The organism is Planosporangium flavigriseum, assembly GCF_011947225.1.
GTDB lineage: Bacteria > Actinomycetota > Actinomycetes > Mycobacteriales > Micromonosporaceae > Planosporangium > Planosporangium flavigriseum.
Genome location: NZ_JAATVW010000019.1, coordinates 59,323 through 85,468, shown reverse-complemented (window position 1 = coordinate 85,468; position 26,146 = coordinate 59,323). Strand labels below are relative to the sequence as shown.

Sequence of the window (26,146 nt, the reverse complement as noted above, 5' to 3'; positions counted from 1 at the left end):
GTTGAGGAAGGTGTGACGGGAAAATGCGTAGAATGCACGATCGTGGCGGGCGGACCGCCCGGTGGCCGCTCAGGTCACCTCAGGCAGCCACCGAGGCTGCTCAGGCCGCCACCCGGAGGACCTCCTGCAGCGACGTCTGGCCGTCGGCGGCCTTGGCCAATCCGTCCGTACGCAGGTCGTGCATGCCCTGCGAGGTGGCCACCCGTTGCAGGTCGTGAGCTGACGCGCGCTGGCTCGTCAGCTCTTCGAGCTCGTTGGTCATCGGCATGACCTCGTGCAGCGCGATCCGCCCCCGGTAGCCGGTGCCCGCGCAGGAGCGGCACCCTATGGGCTTCCAGAGCAGCTCCGGGGTGGGAAGGTGGTCGACGGGCCAGCGCGCGGCCGCGAGCTCGGCGGCGGTCGGGTAGTACTCCTGCTTGCACCAGTCGCACAGCCGCCTGGCCAGCCGCTGCGCCAGGACACAGTCGACGGACGAGCCGACGAGGAACGGCTCGATGCCCATCTCGATCAGACGGGTCACCGTGCTGGGCGCGTCGTTGGTGTGCAGCGTCGACAGGACCAGGTGGCCGGTGAGCGCCGCTTCGACGGCGAGTTGGGCGGTCACCCGGTCGCGGATCTCGCCGATCAGCACCACGTCCGGGTCGGACCGCAGGATCGCGGGCAACACGGCGGCGAAGGTGAGGCCGGCCTTGTGGTCGACCTGCATCTGGTTCACGCCGGGCAGCCGGTACTCGACCGGGTCCTCGACCGTGATGATGTTGATCGTCGGCTTGCTGATCTGCGCGAGGGTCGCGTACAGCGTCGTGGACTTGCCCGAGCCGGTCGGCCCGGTCACCAGCAGCATGCCGTGCGGCTTGCGGAACGCCGACGCGAAGCGCTCGTAGTTGGCGGCGGTGAACCCCAGCGCGTCGAGCGTGAGGTTGATGCCGCTGGTGTCCAGGACCCGCAGCACCACCTTCTCGCCCCACACGGTCGGCAGCGTCGCGGTGCGCAGGTCGACCGAGCGCTGGTTGACCTGCACCGTGATCCGGCCGTTCTGGGGCACCCGACGCTCGGTGATGTCGACGTTCGACATGATCTTCAGGCGCGAGATGAGCGCTGACTGCACGTGTCTGGGCACGGTGTCGATCTCGTGCAGCACGCCGTCGATGCGGTAGCGCACGCGCATGTCGGTCTCGGTCGGTTCCAGGTGCAGGTCTGACGCGCGGTTGACGATGGCCTGCTCGATCAGGGAGTTCACGTACTTCACGATCGGCGCGTCGTCGCCGGCGGTGGTCAGGTCGGGGGTGGCGGCGGCCTGCTCGGCGCGCAGCGCCTCCGCGACGTCGCCGAGGTTGTTCTCCTCCCGCCGCAGCCGTTCGATGATCTTTCGTAGCTCGGTCCGGGCGACGACGACGGGGCGTACGGTGAGTCCGGTCGCGGCGCGTACGTCGTCGAGAGCCACGACGTCGCCCGGGTCGGTGATCCCGACGGTGATCTCGTGCTCGTCGACGGACAGGCCCAGGACGCGGTGGCGCAGCACGAGCGAGAGCGGGATCTTCGCCATCGCGGCCGGGTCGATCTGGTACCCGACGAGGTCGACGAACTTGATCCCGTACGCGTCGGCGGACGCCTCGGTAAGTTGGTCCTCGGTGACGACGTGATCGTTGATGAGCACGGCGCGGATGGACCGTCCGGTGCGTTCCGCCTCTTCAGTCGCTCGGTTGAGCGCCTGCGGGTCCACGCCCAGACGCTCCAGCGCCTCAAGCAGTGGGCGGAATGTCTGGTACATGCCACGCTATCGGAAACGTGGCGAGCTACCTGAGTGGTTTCGTCGCCGGGGCTGGGAGCGTCGGCTTGCTGGGGGCGCCGGCTTGCTGGGGGCGCGGCGGCCGGGCCTCAGTGGGTTGCCGACCGCCGCACCCGTCCCTGACCGACCGGGCGGGCGCGGAGCCTTGTCGCTCGGTCGATAACGGTCAGCGTTACACGTATAACCGTCTTCCGCAAATATGCGAAATGCGATACGTATTGATGTACATGGGGCTATTGCTTACTGGCCGCGGTGGTAAGGCGACCGGCTTTACGCCGCGACGTCGGCGGTGGGCAGCAGGCCCTGGTTGACTGCCACCATCAGCGCCTGTGCCCGGTTGTTGACCCGCAGCTTGCTGTAGAGCCGAGAGACGTACGTCTTGACGGTCGCCTCGGAGACCTGCAGACGCGTGGCGATCGCGGGCAGGCTCGTACCGTCGCGCATGAGCAGGAGTACCTGCCGCTCGCGCGGGCTGAGCAGGCCGCCGTGCGAGCTCCGGCGGGTCAGCGCCGTCTGCAGTCCGGGCGCGGTGAACGAGTGGGGGGCCGTCGCGGCGTGGCGGACCGCGGCCAGCACGGTCGATACCGGCGCTGACTTCGTGACGAACGCGGAGAGGCCGGCGTCCAGCGCACGGTAGAGCAGCGCGTCGTCGTTGGACGCGGTGAGTAGCACGATGCCCAGGTCGGGGCGGGCAATCCGCAGCCTGCCAGCCGTGGAGATGCCGTCGCCGTCGGGCAGGGACAGTTCCAGGGTGACGACGGCCGGGTTGGTCTGCTCGACCACGCGCTCGGCCTCGGCAGCGCTCGCGGCCTCGCCGACAAGCACGATGTCCGGCGTCGCGGCCAGGACGCTCGCCAGGCCAAGGCGCAGCAGCACGTGTTCGTCGACGGCAACCAGCCGAATGTTCATGGGTCCTCCCGGGGCGGTGCTCTCCACGCCCGCGCACACCGGGCTAAGTCCAGATCGGCAGTTCTTAGCCATGCATCAATGGGTGTGACCTTTTGCTTTCTCTTTTGCACCCGGGCTGCACCGCGTGATCCATTCCGTCCCGTGCCACGTGAACCGGCCGGCGCAGCCGGACGCGGATACCGGCAGGGGCCTACGCCGGCGCGGTCTGGAAGCGGTTCGGGATAACCGAGCAGAGCCTGCGCCCGGCGCCGGGCTTCCCGGTAACTCGCCCCCGTACGTGGGGAGGGCGCCCCTGTCACGGCATAGACCGGACGAGGGGCGCCCTCCTCGAAAGCGCTAGCGGTTCGCCACCAGCACGCCCAGCGGGGCGTTCACCCGCTGCATGAACGCGATCGGGTCCACGGCGTTGGCGCGGGTGGCACCCCCGGGGCCGATGTGCACCTCGTAGTGCAGGTGCGGGCCGCTCGAGTTGCCGGACGTACCCACGTGCCCGATGACCTGACCCGAGGTGACCTGCTGGCCGACGGCGACCGGCGGGCGGCGGACCAGGTGGCAGTACCGGGTGATGACCTGGTTGGCGTGCTCGACCTCGACGTACCAGCCGCAGCCGCGCACGCTCGGGCCGCCGTCGACGTCGCAGCTCGGTCCGGAGGTGTTGCACTCGACGGTGATCACTACGCCGGCGCTGGCCGCGGCGATCGGGGTGTCGCGGGGCAGCATGATGTCCACCCCGTCGTGGGTGGGGTTGGTGACCGGCCGGAAGACCTGGAGGGGTGCGCCGGGCACCGGAATCACCCAGCCGGTGTTGACCCCGGGGTTGGTCTGCGGCGGCAACTGCGGGGTGGGGGTGCTGGGGCAGGCGCTGAGCGCGCCGCGGCGGATGTAGGCGTCCGAGACGTAGCGGCCGTCCGCGGTTTTGTCCCAGAGGTTCGTGGTGCGTACCCGGCCGCTGATGGTCTGGCCGGCGACCTGGCAGACGAGGGTGACCTGGTTGCCGGTACGCAGGGAGCCGACCACGGGCGCCGACGTGGTGGCGGCCGACCGGATGTTGAGCGGGGTGCTGCCGCTGTCGACCGTGCCCACGGTAGTGGTGGTCGGTGCGCTGACCGGGACCGTGGGCGGCGCGGCCGGGGGCGGAGTGGGGGCGCTCGGGCAGGCGCTGAGCGCGCCGCGGCGGATGTAGGCGTCCGAGACGTAGCGGCCGTCCGCGGTTTTGTCCCAGAGGTTCGTGGTGCGTACCCGGCCGCGGATGGTCTCGCCGGCGACCTGGCACACGAGGGTCACCCGGCCGCCGCTGCGCAGCAGGCCGACCACTGCCGTCGAGGTACTGGCGCCGGAGCGGACCTTCAGCGCGGTGTTCCCACTGTCGACCACCGCGCTGGCGTCCGCGGCGGCCGCCGGTGCGTTGCCGCAGAACAGGACCGCTGCCCCCGCCGACGCGGCGAGTGCCACAGTGGCCAGGCCCCGCCTGAGGGATCGAGCCATGATCTACCTCCCGTTTCGCAGCAGCAGCACGGCCCGATCGACCGCACGCCTTTCGAGGCTGTTGGGCGAGGGGAGCCGGCACGGTGCGGCGAGGATGCGGGGCGGTTGCGATGTAATCCGGTGTCGGGTGGGCTCGGGACGAGCCGGCCAAGACTCGGCCGGGGGACGCCTCAGCGTCAGCGCCGCAGGCTCAACGGCGGCTGGGTCGACGGCGGATGGGCAGGTCGATCGTTACCGTCGCACCGGCCTCGTCCACCGCGATCGACAGCTCACCCCCGTGCCGGGTGGCGATGCCCCGGGCGAGCATCACGGCCAGCGCGGCGGTGCGGCCATTGTGGACGGCGTCCGGGTGGGGAAGCCGGGTCGCCAGCAGCCGCTCCGCGCTGGCGCTGTCGGCCGCGGAAGTGCTGATCACGACCCGCCACCAGCCGTCGCTGGTCGCGGCGCGGACGACGACCTCGGCGCCGGGGGTGCTACCGACCACGAGTACGCCGACGGCCGTGTCGACGAGTTGGGACAACAGCGCCGCGTCACCGAGCAGCCCGGGGCCGTCACGGAGCTCGAGCCGCAGCGTGACGTGCTGGTCATCGGGGTGCACGAGCTTCGCCGCGGCGTCGCGAACGAGGGCCGGCACGTCGACCGGGGCGTCGTCGATGGGCAGTTCCCTCGACTCCAGCTTGGCCAGCAGGATCAGGTCGGCCACCAGGCTCGCCATCCGCTCCGCGTTGCGCCGGATGGCGACCGTCGCGGCTTTCCGGTCCTCGTTCAACAGGGCCGCGTCGTCCTCCATGAGCGCGGCGAACGTGGTGATCGATGCCAGCGGCGTGCGCAGTTCGTGTGAGACGACCCCGATGAACTCGGTCTTCAGTGCCGACAGTTCGGCCAGCATCCTGGCGCGCTCCTCCAGGCTGCGGCGGATCTCGGCCTGTGTGGTCACGTCCCGGAAGACCCACAGGAACCCGAGCGCCGAACCGTCCAGCATGATCGGGACGAAGTCGCGCTCCAGGACGCGCCCGTCGATCAGCGTGATCTCCTCGCCGCGCAGGGGTCGCCCGTGGCGGATCGCCTCCTCGGTACGCCGCTCCACGTCCTCGGCGTCGGCGTACAGCCGGGCGAGCGGTGAACCACCGGCGGCGCCGCGTAGCCGGTCCGGGGTGACGCCGAGGGAGAACATCTCGACGAACGCCGCGTTGGCGAGGACGACGCGGCGGTGCTCGTCCTGCAGCAGGACCCCGACGTTGAGTGACTCGATGAGCGTCATCAGCCGGGTGGTCTCGATCCGCGTCTGCCGTTCGGCCGCACGGGCGCGGGTGACGTCGGTGGCGTACAGCGCGGTCCCGTGTACGGCCGGGTACGCGAGCAGGTTACGGGCCAGGAAGGAGACGGCCCGCAGCGTGCCGTCGTCGGCCTTGAGCCGCAACTCGACCGGGTTCTCCAGGCCGACGGTCGCAGCCTGGCGCAGCGCCGCACGGGCCTTGTCCAGATCGGCCGGGTGGACGAGGTCGACGAGTTGGTCCTTCAAGCTGCGGTCGCCGTCGAGCGCCACGACACCCTCGGACGAGCGCCAGGTGGGCACTCCGTTCTCGTCCAGGACTGCGACCGCGATCGGGGACTGTTCGACGAGCGTGCGGTGGAAGTCGGCGTGCAGGCGCAGTTCGCCGGGCACGGAGTTGGGCTGGCGCAGCGGGTGGAAGCGCCCGGTGAAAGTCGGCCGCCCCGCGTGCTCGGTCCGGGTGACGAGGAGGTCGATCATGATCTCGCTGCCGTCCCGGCACAGGGCGGGTAGCTCGAACCAGGTGCCCAGCAGTGGCCCCGCACCGGTCTCCCGGTAGCGGCGCAGGCCGGCGTTGTGCGCCGCCCGCAGTCGCCGGGGGATGAGCACCTCGCTCACCGGCCGGCCCAGCGCCTCGTTCCGCGGGTACCCCAGGAGCGATTCGGCCGTCCCGTCGAACCCGATGACGACGCCGGAGTCGTCGATGACGACGTATGCGTCGGTGGTCGGCGTGGGTGCTCTGTCAGCGGCGGACCCGGGGTCCGCGTCCCCCGTCGGGAAGCCGTCGTTGCCCGACGCGCGCGCAACCAAGTCCAGCCTCCCCCGAAATTCTGACATCTCGTACTAATCTCAAACATAGCGTACAAGTGTTGACAATGCGTTGACAATACCGATACTCGGAGTAAGGTGCCGGCCCGTTTGCGTCTGCGACGGCCGGCAAACCGGTTAGGAGAACCGTGCGTGGCTATACGGGCGATCGCGTGGTAGGGGCGGAGCTCACCCCGCCCGCCGTGCGTGCCCTGGCTGCCCGGGCGGCGCGCGTGACCAGCCTGGGCGAGGTCCAGCAGTTGGTCAATGACGTGCGCGCGCTGCTGCCCGGAGTGCGCGACGCGGTCCTGGAAACCACCACCGGGGCGCACGCCGCCGGCATCCCGGTAGGGCCGGCGCGGTGGCGGCTCGCGCTGCGGATCTGCGCCGTCGACGAGTTCGCCTACCGGCAGGCGCTGCCCGCCGCCCAGGCGATTGCGGCGGCGGCCGAGCGCTGCCTGCGGCAGCCCTGTCCCGCGCTGCCCGCCGACCGGGCGATGCCGGCCGACCCGCTCGGGCGATCACTGCTCGCCGCCGACCGGGCCGTCGTGGTGCTGATCGACCCGCCGGCCGGCTGGGTCGCGCTGTCCGACGAGTTCGGCCGGGTGCTCGGGTACAACCGGCAGTCGCCGCCGCCCATCTCACCACTTGAGCTGGTGCACCCCGACGACCAGGCAGTCGCGGTCGCGTCGCTCCTCGACGCGTACGCCGGACGCCCGTTCGGCGGCCCCTTCGACCTGCGGCTGCGCACGGCTACCGGCCAGTGGCGCACGTTCGAGATGACCGTCCGTAGCCTCCTGGACGACCCGCAGGTCGGCGCCGTGGCATACCTCGGGGTCGACGTCACCGGCCAGCGCGCGACCGAGCGGGCACTGCGGGAGGAGCTGGCCCGGCTGCGGGCGGGCACGCCGGTTGCCGCGCCGACGGTTTCGCCCGGCGCAAGCGGAGCGCCGGAGGCTCCCTCCCACACCGGCGCAGCGCCCGGGTCGGCGTTCGTGCCGACCGTCGCACATGAACTGCGCGGGCCGCTGTCCGCGGTGGTCGCGTTCGCGCACCTGCTCGGCGACCCCGGTAGCGGCAACCTCACCGAGGAGCAGCGCACCTACCTCGACGTGATCGACCGCAACGCCAACCGCCTGCTGCGCCTCATCGAGGAGTTGCTGACGCTGTCCCGGCTACAGGCGGGCACCCTGCCGCTGAAGATGGCCGCGGTACGCGTACCCGCGCTGCTTGAAGCGGTGGTGGCCGAGCGCCGGCTCGCGGCGGGGGCCGCTGAGATCGCGCTCGTGCTCGACGCCGTCGACGGTCCCGAGCTGGTGTGTGACGAGACCCGGGTGCAGCAGGTGCTCGGCAATCTACTCGCCAACGCGCTCGCGTTCACCACGTCCGGCGGTCAGATCACCGTCGGCGCCCGTCCGGTCGCGGGCGGCTGGCGGCTGGTGGTGAGCGACACCGGCATCGGGATTCCCGCGGCGGAGCAGGCGCGCCTGTTCACCCCGTTCTTCCGCGCCTCGAACGTCGGGGCGGCGGCCTGGGCGGGCACGTCGGGAGCTGGACTTGGCCTGGTGATCAGCCAGGCCATCGTGGAACTACACGGCGGCGTCATCGACGTCGCCAGCACGGAAGGCGTCGGTACGACAGTGACAGTGTCGCTGCCGGCGCGTCCTCGTATGACAAACGGAGGTTGACGGTGAGCCGTCTTCTCGTGGTTGAGGACGACCCGGACATCGCACTGGCGCTGCGCCTGCTGCTGACCCGGGCCGGACACCAGGTGGCCCACGCCAAGGACGGGAGGGCCGGCCTGCGCGACGCGTACACCGAACGCCCGGAACTCGTCATTCTCGATATCGGGCTGCCCGGTATGGACGGTTGGCAGGTGCTGGAGCGACTGCGCGACGTCAGTGACGTGCCGGTGCTGCTCCTGACCGCGCACGGTCAGGAGTCGGACAAGGTGCGGGGACTGCGTGGCGGCGCCGACGACTACCTGACCAAGCCGTTCACCAACGCGGAGCTGGTCGCCCGGGTGGAGGCGCTGCTGCGGCGCGCCGCCGGCGCGGCGTCGTGGGCGGACGAGGTCTACGACGACGGGGTGCTGCGGATCGACCCGGCCGCGCGCCGGACCTATGTCGACGGTGAAGAGGTACGGCTGACGCCGACCGAGTTCCGCCTGCTCAACGTGCTTGTCCGGCACGTCGGGGCGGTCCTGTCGCCCAACCAGCTGCTGGCCCAGGCCTGGGACGACCCCACGGGTATCGGGCCGGAGCGGGTGAAGTTCGCGGTCCTGCGGCTGCGGCGCAAGCTCGGCTGGACCGACCCGGACGCGTCCCCGATCGAGTCGGTACGCGGCTTCGGGTACCGGTACCGCCGGCCCGCGATGGACCGCGCTGCCGAGTAGCGCAGCCTCAATCGGCTGATCTCCACCGCAACGGCATTACAACCGAGTAGTAACGGCCACGCCGTCTCCCCGGGAGCACCATGGGGAGACGGCGCGTGGTCCGGTGCTTTTTGGGTCTTCGCGTCCGCTTTGATCAGATACGCGCTCGCTGGCGCGGCCCACACGGCTCGCGTCGGCAACGACCCGAAGGCAGCGACATGCTCGACCTCACCGTGGACAGCCATGTACACACCGCGTTCGCCGCGGGGCGCGACAGTGTCAGCGTCCTCGTAGCTGCTGCCGAGCGGGTCGGTCTGACCGAGATGGTCTTCTGTGACGAGGCCGGGCCGGAGACCAGGTGGCTGCCGTCGTACCTGGCCTCGATCCAGCGTGCCCAGCAGCGCACGGACGTGGTGCTGCGCGCCGGCATCGAGGTCGAGGCAATCGGCTCTGACGGGTGGCTGGCCTTCCCGGATGACCTCGGCGGCCTCGAGGTCGTGTCGGTGGCCGTGGGCGCGCTGCCCATGCCGGCCGGGCTCGCCGGGCCGGAGGCCGTCCGCACCCTGGTCGAATCCGGCGCCCTCGCCCCCGCCGACGTGGTCGAGATGTTCGTAACCGTGACCGGTCGCGCGATCGAGCGCGTCAACCGGTATGCGCCGACGCGCCTGGCCCGTCCGCTCGCGTTCCTCCAGCGCGCCGGCTTCGCCGACTCCGACCTCGACGAGGCTGCGATCCGTGCCCTGGCCACGATGTGCCGCGCCACCAACACCCAGGTCGAGGTCAGTGAGCGGCACCGAGCGCCGTCGGCCCGGCTCGCCGCCTTGTTCGCCGCCGAAGGAGTACGCCTGACCGCCGCGAGTGACGCGCGCCAGGCGAGCGAGGTGGGCCAGTGGCGCTACGTTGCGCAGGTGAGCGGCGATCTGGCCCCGATCGGCAGCTGAATCCCTGGGCGACGTGACGAGCAAGCGCGACGTGAAGAACACGGGAAAGCTTGCGGAGAAGGGCAAGTAAGCCTCACAAAACGGTTCCGCCGGCCGATCCCGTTGATGTGACCAGCACGTCGCCTCGGCCTTTTCTCGCCGCCGCCCTTATCGTGCGCGACGAGGCGGAAAATCTGCCCGCCTGCTTCGCGTCCCTCAACGGCATCGTCGATGAGATTCACGTTCTCGATACCGGTTCGGTGGACGGCTCGGCGGAGCTCGCGGCCGATCTCGGCGCCACGGTCGAACGCTGGACGTGGACCGGTGACTTCGCCGCCGCCCGCAACGCCGCGCAGGCGGGGTGGACCGCTGAGTGGGTCCTCGCGATCGATGCGGACGAGCGGCTGGTCGTGGATCAGAACGCCTTGCGGGCGTTGCTGTCGCGCACCGACGCCGATGTGTTACAGGTGGAGATCGACAACGCGCATGACGAGGTCGCGTACACCCACCAGGCCAATCGGTTCTACCGGCCGGAGATCACGGTGTGGTCCGGACGGGTGCACGAGCAGCCGGTCGGCCGGGGGAGGCCGGCCACGGTGGTCAGCGCGCCACGTACGGTGGTCACGCTGAACCATCTGGGGTACTCCGACGCGACGGTCCGGGTGGCCAAGTCCATGCGCAACGCCGACATGGCGCAGGCGGCGCTCGACGTGCTCGCCGCGCAGGGGGAGGCCGCGGACCCTCGGGCGATCGCGCGAACTCTGCTCGACCTTGGCCGCAGCCTCGTCGGAGCGGGCCGGCACCAGGCCGCCGTCGACACCTTCGAGACGTTGCGGGGGCTGTTTCCCGCGACGCCGGAGTGGCTGGAGGCCACCGACTTCCTTGCGCGGACCGTGCTCGCCGCTGGCTTCGATGCGGCCTGCCTGATCCTCAGCGAGCAGTTGCGGGAGGCCGGTGCCCGGGCGTCGTACTGTGACTGGCTGGCCGCGCAGGCGCTGGCTCAGTTGGGCGAGGCCGACCGGGCATGGCGGCTGCTGGAGGGCGTGTCCGAGGTGATCGACACGGCTGGCCGGCGCTACGACCCGGCCGCCCTGCGCGAGCTGATGAAGCTCGTGGGGCAGTTGCGGGCGGCTCGGCCCGCGCTCCGCGGCTGAGGCAACCAGCGGCGGTCGACGCCGGTGGTCGCCCAGCGGTCACCGTCCAGTTGAGATCCGCAGCCGTGAGTCATTGAAGTGCTCAAAGACGTAACGCAAAAAGGAAGGGCCCCCGGTGGTCCGGGGGCCCTTCCTCATCGGGCGGTCAGTTGACCAGCACACGCTCCCGCGGCAGGCGTACCGTCACGGTGGTGCCCTCACCGGGCTCGGACTGCAGCTTCACCTCGCCGTCGTGGTTGGCGACGATGTTGCGCACGATCGTGAGGCCGAGCCCCGTACCCGGAATCGACGCCTCCACCGCGTTCGACGCCCGGAAGAACCGGGTGAACAGGTCACTCTGCTCGTCGCGGGGGATACCCATTCCGGTGTCGGAGACCGACAGCACCACGTCGTCGCCGTCCTCGCGGACAGACACCACGACCTCGCCGCCGGCCGGCATGAACTTCACGGCGTTGGACAGCAGGTTGGTCAGTACGCGCTCGATCTGGTGCGGGTCGATCTCCGCGACCAGCTCCTGTGCCGGGCAGTGCGCGTACACGGTGACGTTGGCCGGCGAGCCGACGGCCCGTACGGCCCGGCTGACCAGGTCCGTCACGTCGGTGTGCTCGCGTACCGTCTTGAACGTGCCGGTCTCGATCCGCGACAGCGTGAGTAGGTCCTCGATCATGCCGCGCAGCCGGTTGGTGTTCCGCTCGACGATCTCCAGCATTCGCCGCTGATCGTCGGTCAGCGGACCGGACGCCGTGTCGGCCAGCAGCTCCACGAAGCCGCTGATGCTGGTGAGCGGGGTGCGCAGCTCGTGCGAGACGGTCGACAGGAAGACGTCCTTCGAGCGGTCCAGGTCCCGCAGCTGGGCCTCCAAGCGCTGCTCGCGCTCGTACAGGTGGCTCTGCTGCACCCAGCGGGCCACGTCGCTGGCGACCTGCGCGGCGGCCTCGACCTCGGCAGGGAGCCACGGCTCGTCGTCCGCGCACCGCACCAGCGTGATCGCGCCGTCGGGATCGGATCCGGTGCCGAACGGTACGGTCAGCGCGCTCACCGCACCGGCAGCCAGCAGTTCGGCGCGCTCGCGGTCGGGTGCGCCGTTGGGTTCGGTACGCACGTCGCCGCTGCGCCACACGTCGCCGCGGGCGTGCCGGTCGGCGAGCCAGGCCACCGGCTGGGCGCTCAGCGGACGCGCCCCGATGTTCTGCTCCTTCGCGCTCCACCAGGCGGTGCGCTGGTCCTGGTGATCGGCCCCGGCGAGGCGGACCACGGCCAGGTCGGCGCGGAACGCCGGTCCGAGTACGCGCGCGGCCGCGTCGAGCGCCGCGTCCACCGACACGTTCTCGCGGATCCGCATACCGGCTTCGCGCATCCGGGTCTGTGCTCGTGCCTGCTCCCGAGCGTGCTCGCGAGCCTGGGCCCGGGCCTGCTTCTTCTCGTCCTTGAACATGCGCTTGATGCGACGGGCGGTCCGGACGGCGACGACGATCGCGACGAGGATACCCAGCCCGGACGTGGCGATCAGGGTGCCGGCCGCGAGAAGTTCGACGGTACGGGTTTGGTCCTGCAGCGTCTCGCCGCGGTGCGTCAGGGTGCGGTCCAGGTGGGCGTTGTTCGCCAGGAACTCGTCGAACACGGGCCCGCCCTGGTGGGCGAAGCACACGTCCTCGTCGCTGCCTGGCTGCACCTCGCGCTGCCGGCCCGCGATGTCGAACCAGGCGCTGGCCCGGTCGAGTTGCAGGTTCACCGCGGCCAGGTCCGCCGGTACGGTCGTCCGGCGCAGTTCCTTCGCGGCGAACTCGTACTCGCGCCGTGAGTCGCGGTACACGTCCTCGAAGTTCGGGTCGTTGTTGAGCAGATAGTTGCAGATGCCGCGCTGCGACTCCATGAGCACAAGGTGCACGCGGGAGTTCGCGAGGCGCTCGGGCAGCACCTGGCGGGTCAGGGCGTCGACCGACCGGTACTGCTGCCACGCCGCTACGGACGCGGCCGCGCCGGTGACCAGCAGGACCAGGATGACGACGGCGAAGGCGCGGTACAGGCGGCGCGCGACTGAGGTTGCTTTACTCATAACGTGTCGACGGCGCGCAGTTCGTAACCGGCCTGCTCAGGCTTGACGGCGACCGGATCGCGACTGTCTGGACCGCTGTCTGCGATCGAGATCGCTGTCATGTGCCCTCCCTGTCCGTGCCCACCATTGCGGCTTAGCTACAAGATAGTCCGGTTTTCCCCATATTTGTCGCACCCACGACGGCTCGCCGTATGCGAAGTCGGTGGTGTTGCGCGGAGGCTGTGGCTGGTGGCCGCAGGGGATAACGCCCCGGCCGGCTTAGGGATGCGGGGCGTTTGGTTGAAGAGCGCCGCCGGGCAGGGACTCGGGTTCACCTACCCGGCGACGCGGTCTAGGCGGCCCGAAGGATCGACTGCGATCCGGTCCGCAGGATCGACTGTGATCCGGTCCGAGGGCTCGACGCTGAGTTGGTCCGAATGCGCGCTGGGCTTCCCGTGCGGCGGGAGAGGCGACCGGTGATGTCGGTGACCGGGTCCGTGACCACCGAGGGTGCGACTAAGGCACCCGATCGCATCTGTGAGCGGCGCATGAAGCGGGTCCCCCTGAGGGCTGACGGACAGGGCTCTCGCCGGCCGGAAAACGCGTCCCGATCGGGTTGTCCTAACCCTGCGCCACGTCCGGTGCGGGGATGGTTTAGGTCGGTTGCAGATCGGTTGCCGGACACGTGGTTGGTAGGCGGCTGATTACGGGTAGTGATTGATGGTGAGTACGGCGACTACGCTATATATCGATTAGCGACAATGCCTGAAAGTCGGCAACCGGTCTGCCACCCAATGTCAACCGTTGAGAACTTCCGTTACAAATCAGACATCGTACCGTCGTATTCGTACCTAGCGAATGCCGGTCGCTTTCGCTGTCGCGATACGAGCGAGGAGTCATAGAGATGGCCCAGTCCCTGATGGTGTCCGCGGCGATGCACGTGATGGCCGGGCCGACCGAGCTGTGTGATCGCTGTGGCGCCTCCGCCAAGCTCGGCCTCGTTCTTCCCACCGGCGGCCAGCTCGCTTTCTGCGGCCACCACGCCAACAGCTACGCCGAAACAATTCTCGCGGCCGCCGAGAGTGTGTTTCTTGAGATGGGATTCGACTGGATCGGCGCTGCGGTCGAGCCGGTGTACGTCGGAACCCACCGCGCGGCTGCTTGATGGCGTAACTTCCGCGTTCAATGGGAACTATGAATAGGTGCGCTTTGTTGAACTCGCGGCAACCTCGGCAGCGGTAGCGGAAACGTCCGGCCGCCGGGCGAAGATCGAACTGCTCGCGGACGCGCTGCGCCGGCTCGCTGCCGGAGCCTCGGCCAGCGACCCGGAGGCCGAGGCCCGAATCGCGGCCGGCGCTGCCTATCTCGCCGGCGAGCTGCGCCAACGCCAGACCGGGGTCGGTGGGGCGAGCCTGCGGGAACTGCCGGCCCCCGCACCGGTCCCGACCCTCACCGTCGCTCGCGTGGATGCCGCGCTGCAGCGGCTGTCGGAGGTCGCGGGCCCGGTTCACAGGCCGAGCGGCGTCGCCTCGTCCATGCGCTGTTCGCCGCGGCCACCGCGGACGAGCAGCGGGTACTCGTTGGCCTGCTGACCGGCGAACTGCGCCAGGGAGCGCAGGCCGGGCTGCTTGCCCGCCCACACCGTCGTCCTCGACGGCGAGGCGATGGGGCTCGACGAAGCCGGCCGGCCGTGGGCGTTCCAGAAGACGTCGAGCCGGGCGGCGCGGAGACGGAGCTCATCAGAAGCGCAGCCTGCCGAGCTTCGGCCGTTCTTCTTCGACCTGCTGCACCTTGACGGCGCCGATCTGATCGATGCCCCCGCCCGCGAGCGGTGGGCAGCGCTCACCGCGGCGCTCCCGGCCGACCTGCTGGTGACCCGTACCGAGATCAGCGGCGTCGCCGCCGCGGAGCGGGCGTTCGCCGCCGCTGTCGATGCCGGTCAGGAAGGGCTCGTGATCAAGTCCCTCGACGCGCCGTACGACGTGGGCCGGAGAGGGGCCGCCTGGGTGAAGGTCAAGCCGCGGCACACCCTTGACCTGGTCGTCCTCGCCGCCGAGTGGGGTCACGGGCGGCGCCGGGGCTGGCTGTCCAATCTCCACCTGGGCGCCCGCGACCCGGAGACCGGCGAGTTCGTCATGCTCGGCAAGACCTTCAAGGGGCTCACCGACGAGATGCTGCGGTGGCAGACCGAGCGGCTGCGGGCGCTCGCCGTCGAACAAGACGACTGGGTCGTCGCGGTACGCCCGGAACTGGTGGTGGAGATCGCCTTCGACGGGGTGCAGACCTCACCGCGCTACCCGGGCGGGGTGGCGTTGCGGTTCGCCCGGGTGCTGCGCTACCGCGAGGACAAGACCGCCGCCGAGGCGGACACGATCAACGACGTCCGAGCGATCCACACCGGCCGCGTAGCGGGCGGCTAGGCGACCTCCCCGGCCGGCTCGCTCATACCGGGACTGCTTCGGTGCGGTCCCCGGTCGGGACACCGCGCGCTTCGCGGCGGGCCAGGTACCCGTACCCGACGATCGTCAGCGCCGCGAAGGCCCACCACTGCACCGCGTACCCGCCGCTCTGCCAGGCGTTCACATGGCCGGCCGGCACGGGCGTGAATCTGTTGTCCGCCGCCGGCGTCTGCTCGTCGAGCATCACGTACCCCCCGTAGACGGGGTACGGCAGGTTCAACGAGGCGGGGGAGATGCGGCGGACGGTGTGGTCCACCGGCCTGTCCGCGCCGCTCTCCGGCTTGCGCAGCGGGCCGATCACCGTGACCTCGCCGCTGGGGGCCGCCGGCACCACGGGCTTGATCAGCGCGCCGCCGGGCGGGGGTGCCAGCCACCCACGGTCGACCAGCACCGCCCCACCGTCGTTCAGCAGCAGGGGAGTGAGCACCTCGAACCCCACGGAGCCGTCGACCGTGCGGCCGCGGGCCAGGATCTCGTGGCTGGAGTCGTACCGTCCGGTCACCGTCACCCGCGTCCACTCGACGGCGGCCGACGGCGGGGGACCGACGTGCCCGCCGGTGCCGCCCAGCGCGGGCAGCACCCGCGTGATCGGCACCGCTGGCCCGCTGCCGCCCGCGTCGATGCGCGTATTGATCGCGGCCTTCTGCTGATAGCGGTGCAGTTGCCAGTTGCCGAGGCCGACCATCACCGCGGCGAGGAGCAGCGCCAGCGCGGCCAGTCCCAACCAGCGAGGGGTGGCGAGGAACCGATACACGCCACAACGCTACCGGCTGTTTCCAGCCTGCCGGCTGGCGCGGACCGGGTAGCGTCCGCAGGCGGCCGCCGCGATCGATGAATTGCGGCTCCGGAGCCGACCTTGCGCTAGCGGCTCTTGCTGGGGGTCGGCTTGGGCGAGGCTGAACGGCCCTGCCCGGGCTTCTTGCCACCCGGGCCGTACGCCGTCGTTGCGGCCGGCGCGGCGAAGTCCCGGGCCGGAGCGCCGGCGAGCGCGTCGCGCAGCGTCTCGGCCGCCGACCGGATCGGCTTGTTCAGGTTGGCCGTGCCGACGGGGTGCAGCGGGTTGTCCGGGTCGGCGATGAAGCTCGCCACCGACAGCGTGGGGGAGAACCCGACGAACCACGCCGCCTGGTTGTTGTCGGTGGTGCCCGTCTTGCCCGCGACCGGGCGCTTCACCGTCGGGTACACCGTCGGCGCGGTGGACCAGCCACCGCAGACGCCACTGGTCGCCGCCCCGTACCCGGTGACGCAGCGGGCGGCGTCGACCGCGGCCCGGGCCACCTCCGGGTTGAAGACCTGGCGGCAGCGGGGCGCGGCGACGTCGACCGGCTTCTCTCCCGACATCACGGGTGCGCCGTCCGGATCGGTGATGTTCAGTACCGGCAGCGGTTCGCAGTACGAGCCGTCGGCGGCGATCGTCGCGTACGCGTTGGCCATCTCCAGCGGCGTGGTGTCGGCCACGCCGAGCGTGAACGCGCCCCAGCCGGCGGCGTTGTCCGCCGACGCCTGGAGCTTGTCGGTCGCGGTACGCCAGCGAAGCCCCAGCCGCTCGGCCATGGCGACCGCCTTGTCGGCCCCGACCTGCTGCTCCAACTGGACGAAGTACGTGTTGACCGACTTGCCGAAGCCCGACCACATCGTCTGCTGCCCGGTCATCGCGGCGCTGGCGTTGGATGGGCACCAGCGGTTGCCGCACGAGGCCGGTTCGCCGGCGGCGGCGGGGTAGTTCGACCGGTACTTGCGCGGGGAGTTGATCGAGGTCGCGAGCGGCTTGCCCGCCTCCAGCGCGGCGAGCATGGTGAACAGCTTGAACGTGGACCCGGCCTGGAAGCCCGGCAGATCGCCGCCGCCCAGCAGCGGGTTGACGGTGTTGGGGTAGGTGCCGGTGGTGTTGGTGGGGCGGCCCTGCTGATCCACCTTCGGCCCGTTGTGGGACTGGTCGACCGCGTAGACGCGGTTGACGGCCATCGCCCGGACCCGGCCGGTGCCGGGCTCGATCGCCACGAGTCCGTGGGCGAAGGCGCTGTTGGTCGCTTCCTTGGCGGTCAGGTTCCGCTGAGCGCTGCCCTGCAGGTTGACGTCGAGGGACGTGACGATCCGGTAGCCACCCCGGCGCAGCCGGCTCAGCCGCTCCTGCGGGGTAGACCCGAACGCCGGCTGCTCCATCCACCACGACTTGACCAGGTCGCAGAAGAATCCCCAGCTGTTCTCCGCCGTGGATCCGCAGTCGCTGGGCGGCTCGGACAGGCGCAGCGCGATCGGCTGCCCCTTGGCCTGGTCGGCCACCGCCCGGGTGAGCTGGCCGGTGCTGGCCATCCGGTCGATGATGTAATCGCGCCGCGTGGTGGCCGCGCGCTGGTCGCCGGCCGGGTCGTACGCCGACGGCGCCTGGACCAGGCCGGCCAGCATGGCGGCCTCGGGCAGGGTGAGCTCCGCGGGGCGTTTGGAGAAGTACACTCCGGACGCGGCGGCGATCCCGTACGCCTGGTGGCCGAAGTACACGATGTTGAGGTAGCGCTCCAGGATCTCGGTTTTGCTCAGCCGCTGCTCGACGGCGACGGCCAACTGCATCTCGCGGAGCTTGCGGGCGGGGGTCTGCTCGGTGGCGGCCTGCAGTTCCTGCGGGGTGCGCGCCGCCTGCCGCAGCACATTGCGGACGTACTGCATGGTCAGGGTCGAGGCGCCCTGGGCGACCTGGCCCGACCGGCTGTTGGTGACGAAGGCGCGGGCGATGCCCTTGACGTCGACGCCGTGGTGGTCGTAGAAGCGGGAGTCCTCGGCCGCGACGATCGCCTGGGCGACGAACGGCGACACCTGGGCGAGCGGGGTGGGTGTGCGGTTCTCTTCGTAGAACTGGCTGATCAGCGTGGTGCCGTCGGCCGCGTACACCCGGCTGGTCTGTGCCGGCGGCACGTCGGGAAGGCTCTGCGCCTGGCTGTTGATCTGGTCGACGCTGGCCTTGACGCCGTATCCCACGACCGCAGCGAGGGGCAGGGCGAGGGCGGCCACCACGACGCCCATGATCAGGCCGGTGCGGACGAGAATAATCACTCGCCCGACCAATCGCCCGATATCCCTGCCGTCGCCCTTCACGCCCATAAGATAGATGAAATACGTAAATATCCTGGCGATTTGGCGCGCTCGCCCGGCCGCGTGTTCGCTCTCGCCCGATTCCGGGGAGCGCGCTCGCTCAATCCCTGGGCCCGCGCTCACCCGGTTTCGCCCCGGCGTCGCCGGCCAGGCAAGATGCTCACCATGCTCACGTCGCGTCCGCCCGTGCCCGCGTCCGCCGACGCGGACCTGCGTTTTCACGGCGACAGTGAGCTGGCCGCCGGGCTCGTCGACCTCGCGGTGAACGTACGGACCGACCCGATGCCGGACTGGCTGTCGCAGCCTCTCCGTGAAGCACTCACGGACCTCGCCCGGTACCCCGACCCCGGCCCGGCCCGCGCGGCCGTCGCCGCCCGGCACGGCCGCCCGCCCGCCGAGGTGCTGCTGACCGCCGGCGCCGCGCAGGCGTTCAGCCTGCTCGCCCACGCCCTCCGGCCGGCCCGCGCGGTGGTGGTGCACCCGCAGTTCACCGAGCCGGAGGCCGCGCTGCGGGCCGCCGGCCACCCCGTCGGCCGGGTGATCCTGCAGGCCCCGGACTTCACCCTCACCCCTGACCGCGTACCCGACGACGCCGACCTGGTCGTCCTCGGCAACCCGACCAACCCGACGTCCGTGCTCCACCCGGCTTCGGCGATCGCCGCGCTCGCCCGCCCCGGGCGGGTACTGGTCGTCGACGAGGCGTTCGCCGACACCGTGCCGGGAGAGCCGGAGTCGCTGTCGAGCCGGCGGGACCTGCCCGGCCTGGTCGTGATCCGCAGCTTCACCAAGACGTGGGGCCTCGCCGGCCTGCGCGTCGGCTACCTGCTGGCCGACGCCGCGTTGGTCGACCGGCTGGCCGCCGTCGCGCCGCTGTGGCCGGTGTCCACCCCCGCTCTCGCGGCCGCGCAGGCGTGCGCCTCCCCGGCCGCGGTCGCCGCCGAGCAGGCCATCGCGCGCCGGCTCGCCGACGACCGGGCCCACCTGGTGCGGCGCCTCGCCGCGCTCCCCGGCGTACGGGTCACCGGCGAGCCCACCAGTTCGTTCGTTCTCATCGAGGTGCCCGACGGCCTGGCCGTACGCGACCGGCTGCGCGAGCGCGGGTACGCGGTGCGCCGCGGCGACACCTTCCCCGGCCTGGGTCCGGACTGGCTGCGACTGGCCGTCCGCGACACCGCCACCACCGATGCCTTCGTCGCCGTCCTGGCCGGCGTGCTGTCTTGAGGAGGGAACCCGATTTGCTCGACCGCACGATCGCGGCGATCCAGCCGGCGGATTCGGCTGCTATGCGTGCCGCCCGTGAGCTGCACGCCCGCCTGACCAAACCGGCCGGCTCCCTCGGTGAGCTGGAGGAGCTGTCGATCCGGCTGGCCGGCCTTGCCGGGGCCTGCCCGCCGCCGCTGCCCACCCCGGGCGCCGTCGCCGTGTTCGCCGGCGACCACGGCGTGCACGCCCAGGGCGTCACCCCGTGGCCGCAGGAGGTCACCGCGCAGATGGTGGCGAACTTCCTGGCCGGCGGGGCGGTGGTCAACGCGTTCGCGCGCCAGGCCGGCGTGGGCGTCACCGTCGTGGATGTCGGGGTCGCGGTGGCGCTCGAGCCGGCCGACGGGCTGCTGATCCGCAAGGTCCGGGCCGGTACCCGGGATCTGGCCGTGGAGCCGGCGCTGACCCGCGAGGAGGCGGTCGCCGCGCTGACCGTCGGGATCGAGGTCGCCGGGAAGCTCGTCGACGACGGCGCGAAGATCCTGCTGACCGGGGACATGGGTATCGCCAACACCACGCCGGCCGCCGCGCTGATCGCTGTGTTCACCGGCGCCGACCCGGCGGAGGTGACCGGCCGGGGCACCGGCGTCGACGATCCCACCCATTCGCTCAAGGTCAGCGTGGTCCGTGCCGGGCTCGAGCGGCATACGCCGTCGCCTGACGACCCGATCGGGGCGCTCGCGGCCGTAGGCGGGCTGGAGCACGCCGCCATCGCCGGGTACCTGCTGGGCGCGGCGGCTCGTCGCGTACCCGTGGTGTTGGACGGGGTGATCGCCGCGTCGGCGGCGCTCGTGGCGGCGGCGCTCGCGCCCGACGCGGTCGCCGCCATGGTGGCCGGGCACCGGTCGGCGGAGCCGGGCGCTACGGTGGCCCTGGCCCACCTCGGCCTGAACCCGCTGGTCGACCTGGGGCTACGCCTGGGGGAGGGCACCGGTGCGCTGCTGGCGCTGCCGATCGTGACCAGCGCCGTCCGGGTGCTCCACGAGGTGGCGACGTTCGACTCGGCCGGGGTCTCGGAGAAATAGTTCCGCGATCTTGGACACCTGGACCGCCCACAGCCGGTCCAGGTGTCCAAGATCTACGTGAAAGAGGGGCAAGTGAGCGAGCTGTACCCGATCGGGCTGCGCCTGGAAGGGCTGCGCGTCCTCGTCGTGGGCGGCGGGGCCGTCGCTACCCGGCGGGTCCCGGCGCTGCTGGCAGCCGGTGCCGACGTGGTGCTCGTGGCACCGTCGCTCACCCCGGCCCTGCACGACCTCGCGGCCGCCGGCCGGGTGCGGTGGCTGGACCGCACGTTCGAGCCCGGCGATGTGGACGGCGCCTGGCTCGTACAGGTCGCCGTCGACGACCCGGTCGCCGCGGCGGCGGTCAGCGACGCGGCGCGGGAGCGGCGCGTGTTCTGCGTACGCGCCGACGACCGGCATGCCGCGACGGCGTGGACGCCCGCGGTCGCCCGGCACGGTCAGGTGACCGTGGCGGTACTCGGCGGCGGTGACCCCCGTCGCGCGATGGCGATCCGGGACGGGATCCGGGCCGGTCTGACAGACGGCACCCTGAACGCGCCGCCGGCGCCGAGCACCGGCGGCGCAGTCGCGCTGGTGGGCAGTGGCCCCGGCGACCCCGAGCTGATCACGGTCCGCGGCCGCCGGCTCCTCGCGGCAGCCGAGGTCGTGGTCGCCGACCGGCTCGTACCGGGCCTGCTCCTCGACGAGCTGCGCCCGGAGGTCGAACTCGTGGACGCGTCGAAGATCCCGTACGGGCCGTCGCGTACCCAGTCCGAGATCAACCGGATCCTGGTCGAGCGTGCCAAGGAGGGGAAGTTCGTCGTCCGGCTCAAGGGCGGCGACCCGTACCTGTTCGGCCGCGGCGGCGAGGAGCTGATCGCCTGCGTGGAGGCGGGTATCCCGGTGACCGTGGTGCCCGGCGTGACGAGCGCCCTGGCCGTACCGGCGGCGGCCGGCATCCCGGTGACGCACCGAGGCGTGGCCCACGAGCTGGTCGTCGTCTCCGGGCACGTGGCGCCGGATCACCCCCAGTCCCTGGTCGACTGGCCGGCGCTGGCCCGCCTGCGCGGCACCATGTGTGTCCTGATGGGCCTGAAGAACCTCCCGGCCATCACGGCGACCCTGCTGGCGCACGGAAAGCCCGCGTCGACCCCGGCGGCCGTGGTGCAGGAGGGTACGACCGGAGCCCAGCGGGTCGTCCGGGGTCGCCTGGACACGATCGCCGAGCAGGTCGCCGAGGCGCAGCTACGGCCACCGGCGATCGTGGTGCTCGGCGACGTCGTGGGTGTTCTGGGCGATCTTGGACACTTAGACCGCTTTTAGGCGGCCTAAGTGTCCAAGATCCGCGCTAGCGCGCGGCGTCCAGCAGCATGGCGCACCGGATCAGACCCAGGTGGCTGTACGCCTGGGGGTGGTTGCCCAGGCCCCGCTCGGCCTCCGGGTCGTACTGCTCGGGCAGCAGGCCGGTCGGCCCGGCGGTGTCGAGCATCTGGTCGAACAGCTCCTCGGCCTCGGTGCGGCGCCCGGTGCGCAGGTACGCCTCGATGAGCCACGCCGTGCAGATGTGGAAGCCGCCCTCGTGGCCCGGCAGGCCGTCGTCCCACAGGTAGCGGTAGACCGTCGCGCCGCTGCGCAGCTCGGCCTCGATCGCGAGGACGGTCGACAGGAACCGGGGGTCGTCGTCGGCGAGCAGCCCGGACAGGCCGATCCACAGCGAGGAGGCGTCGAGGTCGCGGTCGCCGTACGCCACGGTGTACGCGCCGGCCTTCTCGTGCCAGCCGTGGGCCAGCACGTTCTCGGCGATGGTGTCGCGTAGCTTGCGCCACTCCGGCTTGATCGGCATGCCGTGCTTGGAGCCCAGCTGGATCGCCCGGTCGACGGTCAGCCAGCACATGACCTTGGAGTACACGTGGTGGCGGGGTGGCAGCCGGGCCTCCCACAGGCCGTGGTCGGGTTCGTGCCAGCGCCGCTCGACGGCCTCCACCATCGCGCCCATGAGCGCCACGTCCTCGGGGTGCAACCCGCGGTGGTCGGCGACGGCCGCGATCAGGTCGGCCACCGGCCCGAACACGTCCAGCTGGACCTGGCGGTTGGCGGCGTTGCCGACGCGTACCGGTCGGGACCCGGCGTACCCGGGCAGCGTGTCGATGACCGCCTCGGCACCCAGTTCGTTGCCGTCCACCGCGTACAGCGGGTGCAGCCGCTCCGGGTGGCCGCCGGTCGACTCGACCACCCGCATGGTCCAGTTCAGCAGCCGGTCGGCCTCTTCGGTCGAGCCGAGGTCGACGAGCACCCGGGCGCTCATCGCCGCGTCGCGCAGCCAGCAGTACCGGTAGTCCCAGTTGCGGACGCCGCCGATCTCCTCCGGCAGCGACGCGGTCGCCGCGGCGAGGATCGCGCCGGTGGGCTCGTGGCACAGCCCGCGCAGCGTCAGGGCGCTGCGGAGGACCGCGTCGCGCGCCCGGACCGGTAACCGCAGCGACATCGCCCAGTCCCGCGACTGCTCTTCGGCGAGCGTTCGGCGCTTGTCGGCGTCGACCGGGTGCGCCTCCACGTCGGCGGTCCCGAGCCGGAGCTCCAGCACTGCCGAGCCGCCCATCGCGGAGAGGTCCACGAACGCCCGGCCGACCTCGTTGCCGCTGTCGGTGACGATGTCCCAGTCCACGCCCGGGGAGTACAGCGCGATCGGCTCGTTGGAGCCGAGGACGAGCAGGCCGTCGCCGAGCGGCTGCAGCCGGATCGGCAGCTGGCCGAACTCCGGCCGTGGCGCGAACACGATCTTCGCGCGGGCGGTGCCGGATAACACGCGGATGAGCGCGGTGCCCTGGTTGTCGGAGAGTGCGAGCCCCGCCCCGTTGGTCGGGTGGGTGTCGAGCCAGTCCGTGATCGTCAGTCCCGACCACCGGGTCTCGACGGTCATCGTGCCCGGCAGGTAACGCTGGCCCAGGGGCAGCCCGCCGCGTTCGGGTTTGACCGTGAAGTGCCCGGCCGACGGCCCGCCGAGCAGGTCGGCGAAGAGCGCCGACGAGTCCGGTCGCGGGTGGCACAGCCAACTGACCCGCGCGTCCGGGGTCACCAGCGCGACCGTGCGCCCGTTGGACAGCATCGAATGGCGCTCGATCGGCACCGCCCGCTCCCCGAACAGCCACTGCCGCCGGTAGTGCAGGAGCAGACCCAGCAGGCGTACCGCGTCGACCGGCCCGGAGACGCGGAAGTGCGCCCGGGTGTCGCCGGGGCCGATCTTGACGCCCAGGTCGGGGCCGTGCAGGTGGGCGAACGCGTTCTCGTCGGTGACGTCGTCGCCGAGGAACACCACCGCGCTGGCCGACAGTTGGGTGCGCAGCGCGTCGATGGCGAGACCCTTGTTGGTGGTGATCACCGACAGTTCGACGACCTGCTTGCCCTGCGTCACGGTCACGCCCGGCCAGGTCGCCGGGCCGGTCAGGATCGACTCCAGCACCAGGTGCGCGACCTCGGGCTCGGCCGCCCGGAAGTGCACCGCGACGCTGGCCGGTTTGAGCTCCAGCCGTACCCCTGGGCGGCGGCGTACCAGGCCGGACAGCGTCTCGACCAGCTCGCCCCGTAACTGCTGGAGATCAGGGGCCAGCGCGTCGACGAAGCCGACGTCGAACTCGGAGCCGTGGCTGCCGACGAGGTGAACCTCGCTGGGTAGGCGGGAGAGCGCTGCCAGGTCGCGCAGGGCCCGTCCGGAGATCACCGCCACGGTGGTCTGGGGCAGGCTGGCGAGCGCGCGCAGCGCCGCCACGGCCTCCGGCAGCGGAGCGGCGCGGGTCGGATCTTCCACGATCGGTGCCAGGGTGCCGTCGTAGTCACAGGCAACGAGGAGGCTGGGCACCCGGGCGATCCGCGCGCTTGCGGCGCGTAGCCCGGCCTCCAGGGCCTCGGCGGGGCCAGCGAGGTCCGCCGGTGCGGTTGATAGGTGACCGGCGGGCGCGGTTCCGTCGCCGTCGGATTGAACGTTCATGTCACCGTGTCCAGTACGCCGAGAGATGTCAGGAACGATCGGGCCCACGCTCGTACATCGTGGGTCCTCAGGTGGCGCCGCATCGCCCGCATCCGCCTGTTGGCGTCAATTGGATCGACGTTGATGGCGCGTACGAGCGCATCCTTGAGCCCGTCGAGGTCGTGTGGGTTGACCAGGAACGCCTGACGCAGCTCGGCGGACGCGCCGGCGAACTCGGACAGTACCAACGCACCGCCGAGATCCGCTCTTGCAGCTACGTACTCCTTCGCTACCAGGTTCATCCCGTCGCGAAGCGGCGTCACCATCATGACATCGGCGGCGCAGTAGAGCGCGGCCAACTCCCGGCGACTGTACGACTGGTGCAGGTAATGGACCGCCGGCACGCCGACCCTGCCGTAGTCGCCGTTGATCCGGCCCACCTCGCGCTCGACCTTGACCCGCAGGGCCTGGTAATGCTCGACGCGCTCCCGGCTCGGGGTGGCCACCTGGACCATCACCGCGTCCGGGACGCTGAGCTGGCCCTCGGCCAGCAGCTCCTGGAAGGCGGTGAGGCGCTGCTCGATGCCCTTCGTGTAGTCGAGGCGGTCCACGCCCAGCAGGATCGTCTTCGGGTCGCCCAGTTCGTGGCGAATCTCGGCCGCGCGCTGTCGGATTTCCGGCCGGGCGACCAGATCCTCCATCTCGGCGACGTCGATCGAGATCGGGAACGCGGCGGCGGTCACCGTGCGCCCGTCCACCTCGACGGTCTCGCCCCGGGGACGCAGGCCGAGCAGGTGGCGGGTCAGCCGGAGGAAGTTCTGGGCGGCGAGGGGCTGCTGGAAGCCGACCAGGTCGGCGCCGAGCAGCCCGCGCAGCACCTCGGTGCGGCGGGGCAGCTGGGCGAACAGCTCGATCGGCGGGAACGGGATGTGCAGGAAGAAGCCGATGCGCAGGTCCGGACGGCGGGCGCGCAGCATCGCGGGTACGAGCTGCAGCTGGTAGTCCTGTACCCACACCACGCCGCCCTCGGCGGCCTCCTCGGCGGCGGCGTCGGCGAAGCGCTCGTTCACCCGCCGGTACGCGTCCCACCAGCGCCGCCGGTACATCGGCGTCTCCACCGCGTCGTGGTAGAGCGGCCAGAGGCTGGAGTTGCTAAAGCCCTCGTAGTAGCGTTCGATCTCCTCGGCCGAAAGCGACACCGACCGCAGGCGCATGTTGTCGATCTCGAACGGCTCCATCGGTGGTTCGCCCGGGGCGGAGGCCGCGCCGGTCCAGCCGATCCAGGTGCCGCGCCGGGAGGCGAGCACCGGCTGCAGCGCCGTGACCAGGCCGCCGGGGCTTCGCCGCCACTGGCGCCCCTCCGGAGTGTTGACCTGGTCGACCGGTAGCCGGTTGGCCACCACCACAAACGAGCTTCGGCCCACGGCCGATCCCCCTCCCCACGGACGAGCCCACCTCGTCCAAACAGCCTACTGAAGGGGAGATCGTCGACGGGGGCAGGTGCATACCGGCGGGACTATTAGCACGAAATATGGCGGGTGCCAAGAGGGTTGTGTAATACGTGAGCCCGGTGAGTCCCCCGCTCCGTGCCCTTGATCCAGGGTGATGTGGGCGGCGCGCGACCCGCCT

General features: G+C 71.3%; 17 protein-coding genes and 1 pseudogene. 9 read left to right on the top strand and 9 right to left on the bottom strand.

Annotated elements, in window-relative coordinates; genetic code table 11:
• Positions 1-100 precede the first annotated feature (100 nt).
• The 4 genes from HC028_RS22280 to HC028_RS22265 all read right to left on the bottom strand — a co-directional run bounded on the left by HC028_RS22280 (position 101) and on the right by HC028_RS22265 (position 6,266).
• Positions 101-1,771: a GspE/PulE family protein gene (locus tag HC028_RS22280; RefSeq protein ID WP_168079332.1), complete on the bottom strand. Its 1,671-nt coding sequence runs from the start codon at positions 1,769-1,771 to the stop codon at positions 101-103.
• A gap of 288 nt (positions 1,772-2,059) precedes the next feature.
• Positions 2,060-2,698: a LuxR C-terminal-related transcriptional regulator gene (locus HC028_RS22275; protein ID WP_168079331.1), complete on the bottom strand. Its 639-nt coding sequence runs from the start codon at positions 2,696-2,698 to the stop codon at positions 2,060-2,062.
• Positions 2,699-3,034: 336 nt separating this feature from the next.
• Complete coding sequence (locus HC028_RS22270) at positions 3,035-4,183, bottom strand: peptidoglycan DD-metalloendopeptidase family protein (protein ID WP_168079330.1); 1,149 nt, start codon at positions 4,181-4,183, stop codon at positions 3,035-3,037.
• A 190-nt stretch (positions 4,184-4,373) separates the two neighbouring features.
• On the bottom strand, positions 4,374-6,266 hold the full coding sequence (locus HC028_RS22265) for a PAS domain-containing sensor histidine kinase (protein ID WP_168079329.1): 1,893 nt from the start codon (positions 6,264-6,266) through the stop codon (positions 4,374-4,376).
• A gap of 146 nt (positions 6,267-6,412) precedes the next feature.
• On the opposite strand from HC028_RS22265, the gene HC028_RS22260 reads away from it, so the two are divergent.
• The 4 genes from HC028_RS22260 to HC028_RS22245 all read left to right on the top strand — a co-directional run bounded on the left by HC028_RS22260 (position 6,413) and on the right by HC028_RS22245 (position 10,711).
• Positions 6,413-7,951, top strand: coding sequence for a PAS domain-containing sensor histidine kinase (locus HC028_RS22260; RefSeq protein ID WP_168079328.1), 1,539 nt, complete (start codon positions 6,413-6,415; stop codon positions 7,949-7,951).
• A 2-nt stretch (positions 7,952-7,953) separates the two neighbouring features.
• The gene (locus tag HC028_RS22255) at positions 7,954-8,658 is read left to right on the top strand and encodes a response regulator transcription factor (protein ID WP_168079327.1); all 705 of its coding nucleotides are present in this window, start codon (positions 7,954-7,956) and stop codon (positions 8,656-8,658) included.
• 197 nt (positions 8,659-8,855) lie between these two features.
• Positions 8,856-9,578 (top strand): hydrolase, encoded by a 723-nt coding sequence (locus tag HC028_RS22250; RefSeq protein ID WP_168079326.1) that lies wholly within the window; start codon positions 8,856-8,858, stop codon positions 9,576-9,578.
• 107 nt (positions 9,579-9,685) lie between these two features.
• Positions 9,686-10,711, top strand: coding sequence for a glycosyltransferase (locus HC028_RS22245; protein ID WP_168079325.1), 1,026 nt, complete (start codon positions 9,686-9,688; stop codon positions 10,709-10,711).
• Between the two features lie 145 nt (positions 10,712-10,856).
• On the opposite strand, the gene HC028_RS22240 is transcribed toward HC028_RS22245, so the two are convergent.
• Entirely contained in the window at positions 10,857-12,767 is a 1,911-nt protein-coding gene (locus tag HC028_RS22240) for a sensor histidine kinase (protein ID WP_168079324.1), read from the bottom strand.
• An 883-nt stretch (positions 12,768-13,650) separates the two neighbouring features.
• Between HC028_RS22240 and HC028_RS22235 the strand changes: the two genes are divergently transcribed.
• Positions 13,651-13,911, top strand: coding sequence for a DUF7455 domain-containing protein (locus HC028_RS22235; RefSeq protein ID WP_308442094.1), 261 nt, complete (start codon positions 13,651-13,653; stop codon positions 13,909-13,911).
• 37 nt (positions 13,912-13,948) lie between these two features.
• Positions 13,949-15,166, top strand: a pseudogene (locus tag HC028_RS22230) (ATP-dependent DNA ligase).
• Positions 15,167-15,188: 22 nt separating this feature from the next.
• Here the strand turns inward: HC028_RS22230 and HC028_RS22225 are convergent.
• Both HC028_RS22225 and HC028_RS22220 read right to left on the bottom strand, forming a co-directional pair.
• Positions 15,189-15,959, bottom strand: coding sequence for an SURF1 family cytochrome oxidase biogenesis protein (locus HC028_RS22225; protein WP_168079323.1), 771 nt, complete (start codon positions 15,957-15,959; stop codon positions 15,189-15,191).
• Positions 15,960-16,066: 107 nt separating this feature from the next.
• Positions 16,067-18,301: a transglycosylase domain-containing protein gene (locus HC028_RS22220; protein ID WP_168079322.1), complete on the bottom strand. Its 2,235-nt coding sequence runs from the start codon at positions 18,299-18,301 to the stop codon at positions 16,067-16,069.
• A gap of 147 nt (positions 18,302-18,448) precedes the next feature.
• Here HC028_RS22220 and cobC point away from each other — a divergent pair, with 147 nt between their 5' ends.
• The 3 genes from cobC (at position 18,449) to cobA (ending at position 21,876) form a co-directional block, all read left to right on the top strand.
• Positions 18,449-19,513: an Rv2231c family histidinol phosphate aminotransferase CobC gene (cobC, locus tag HC028_RS22215; RefSeq protein WP_168079361.1), complete on the top strand. Its 1,065-nt coding sequence runs from the start codon at positions 18,449-18,451 to the stop codon at positions 19,511-19,513.
• A 14-nt stretch (positions 19,514-19,527) separates the two neighbouring features.
• On the top strand, positions 19,528-20,577 hold the full coding sequence (cobT, locus tag HC028_RS22210; protein ID WP_168079321.1) for a nicotinate-nucleotide--dimethylbenzimidazole phosphoribosyltransferase: 1,050 nt from the start codon (positions 19,528-19,530) through the stop codon (positions 20,575-20,577).
• A gap of 72 nt (positions 20,578-20,649) precedes the next feature.
• Positions 20,650-21,876, top strand: a complete 1,227-nt coding sequence (cobA, locus tag HC028_RS22205) for a uroporphyrinogen-III C-methyltransferase (RefSeq protein WP_168079320.1) — start codon at positions 20,650-20,652, stop codon at positions 21,874-21,876.
• Positions 21,877-21,901: 25 nt separating this feature from the next.
• Here the strand turns inward: cobA and otsB are convergent, their stop codons facing one another.
• Positions 21,902-24,538 (bottom strand): trehalose-phosphatase, encoded by a 2,637-nt coding sequence (gene otsB, locus HC028_RS22200; RefSeq protein ID WP_168079319.1) that lies wholly within the window; start codon positions 24,536-24,538, stop codon positions 21,902-21,904.
• A complete protein-coding gene (locus tag HC028_RS22195) occupies positions 24,535-25,941 on the bottom strand; it encodes an alpha,alpha-trehalose-phosphate synthase (UDP-forming) (protein ID WP_203981553.1) in 1,407 nt (468 codons plus the stop codon). Before HC028_RS22195 ends, otsB begins: the two co-directional genes overlap by 4 nt.
• Between the last annotated feature and the right edge of the window lie 205 nt (positions 25,942-26,146).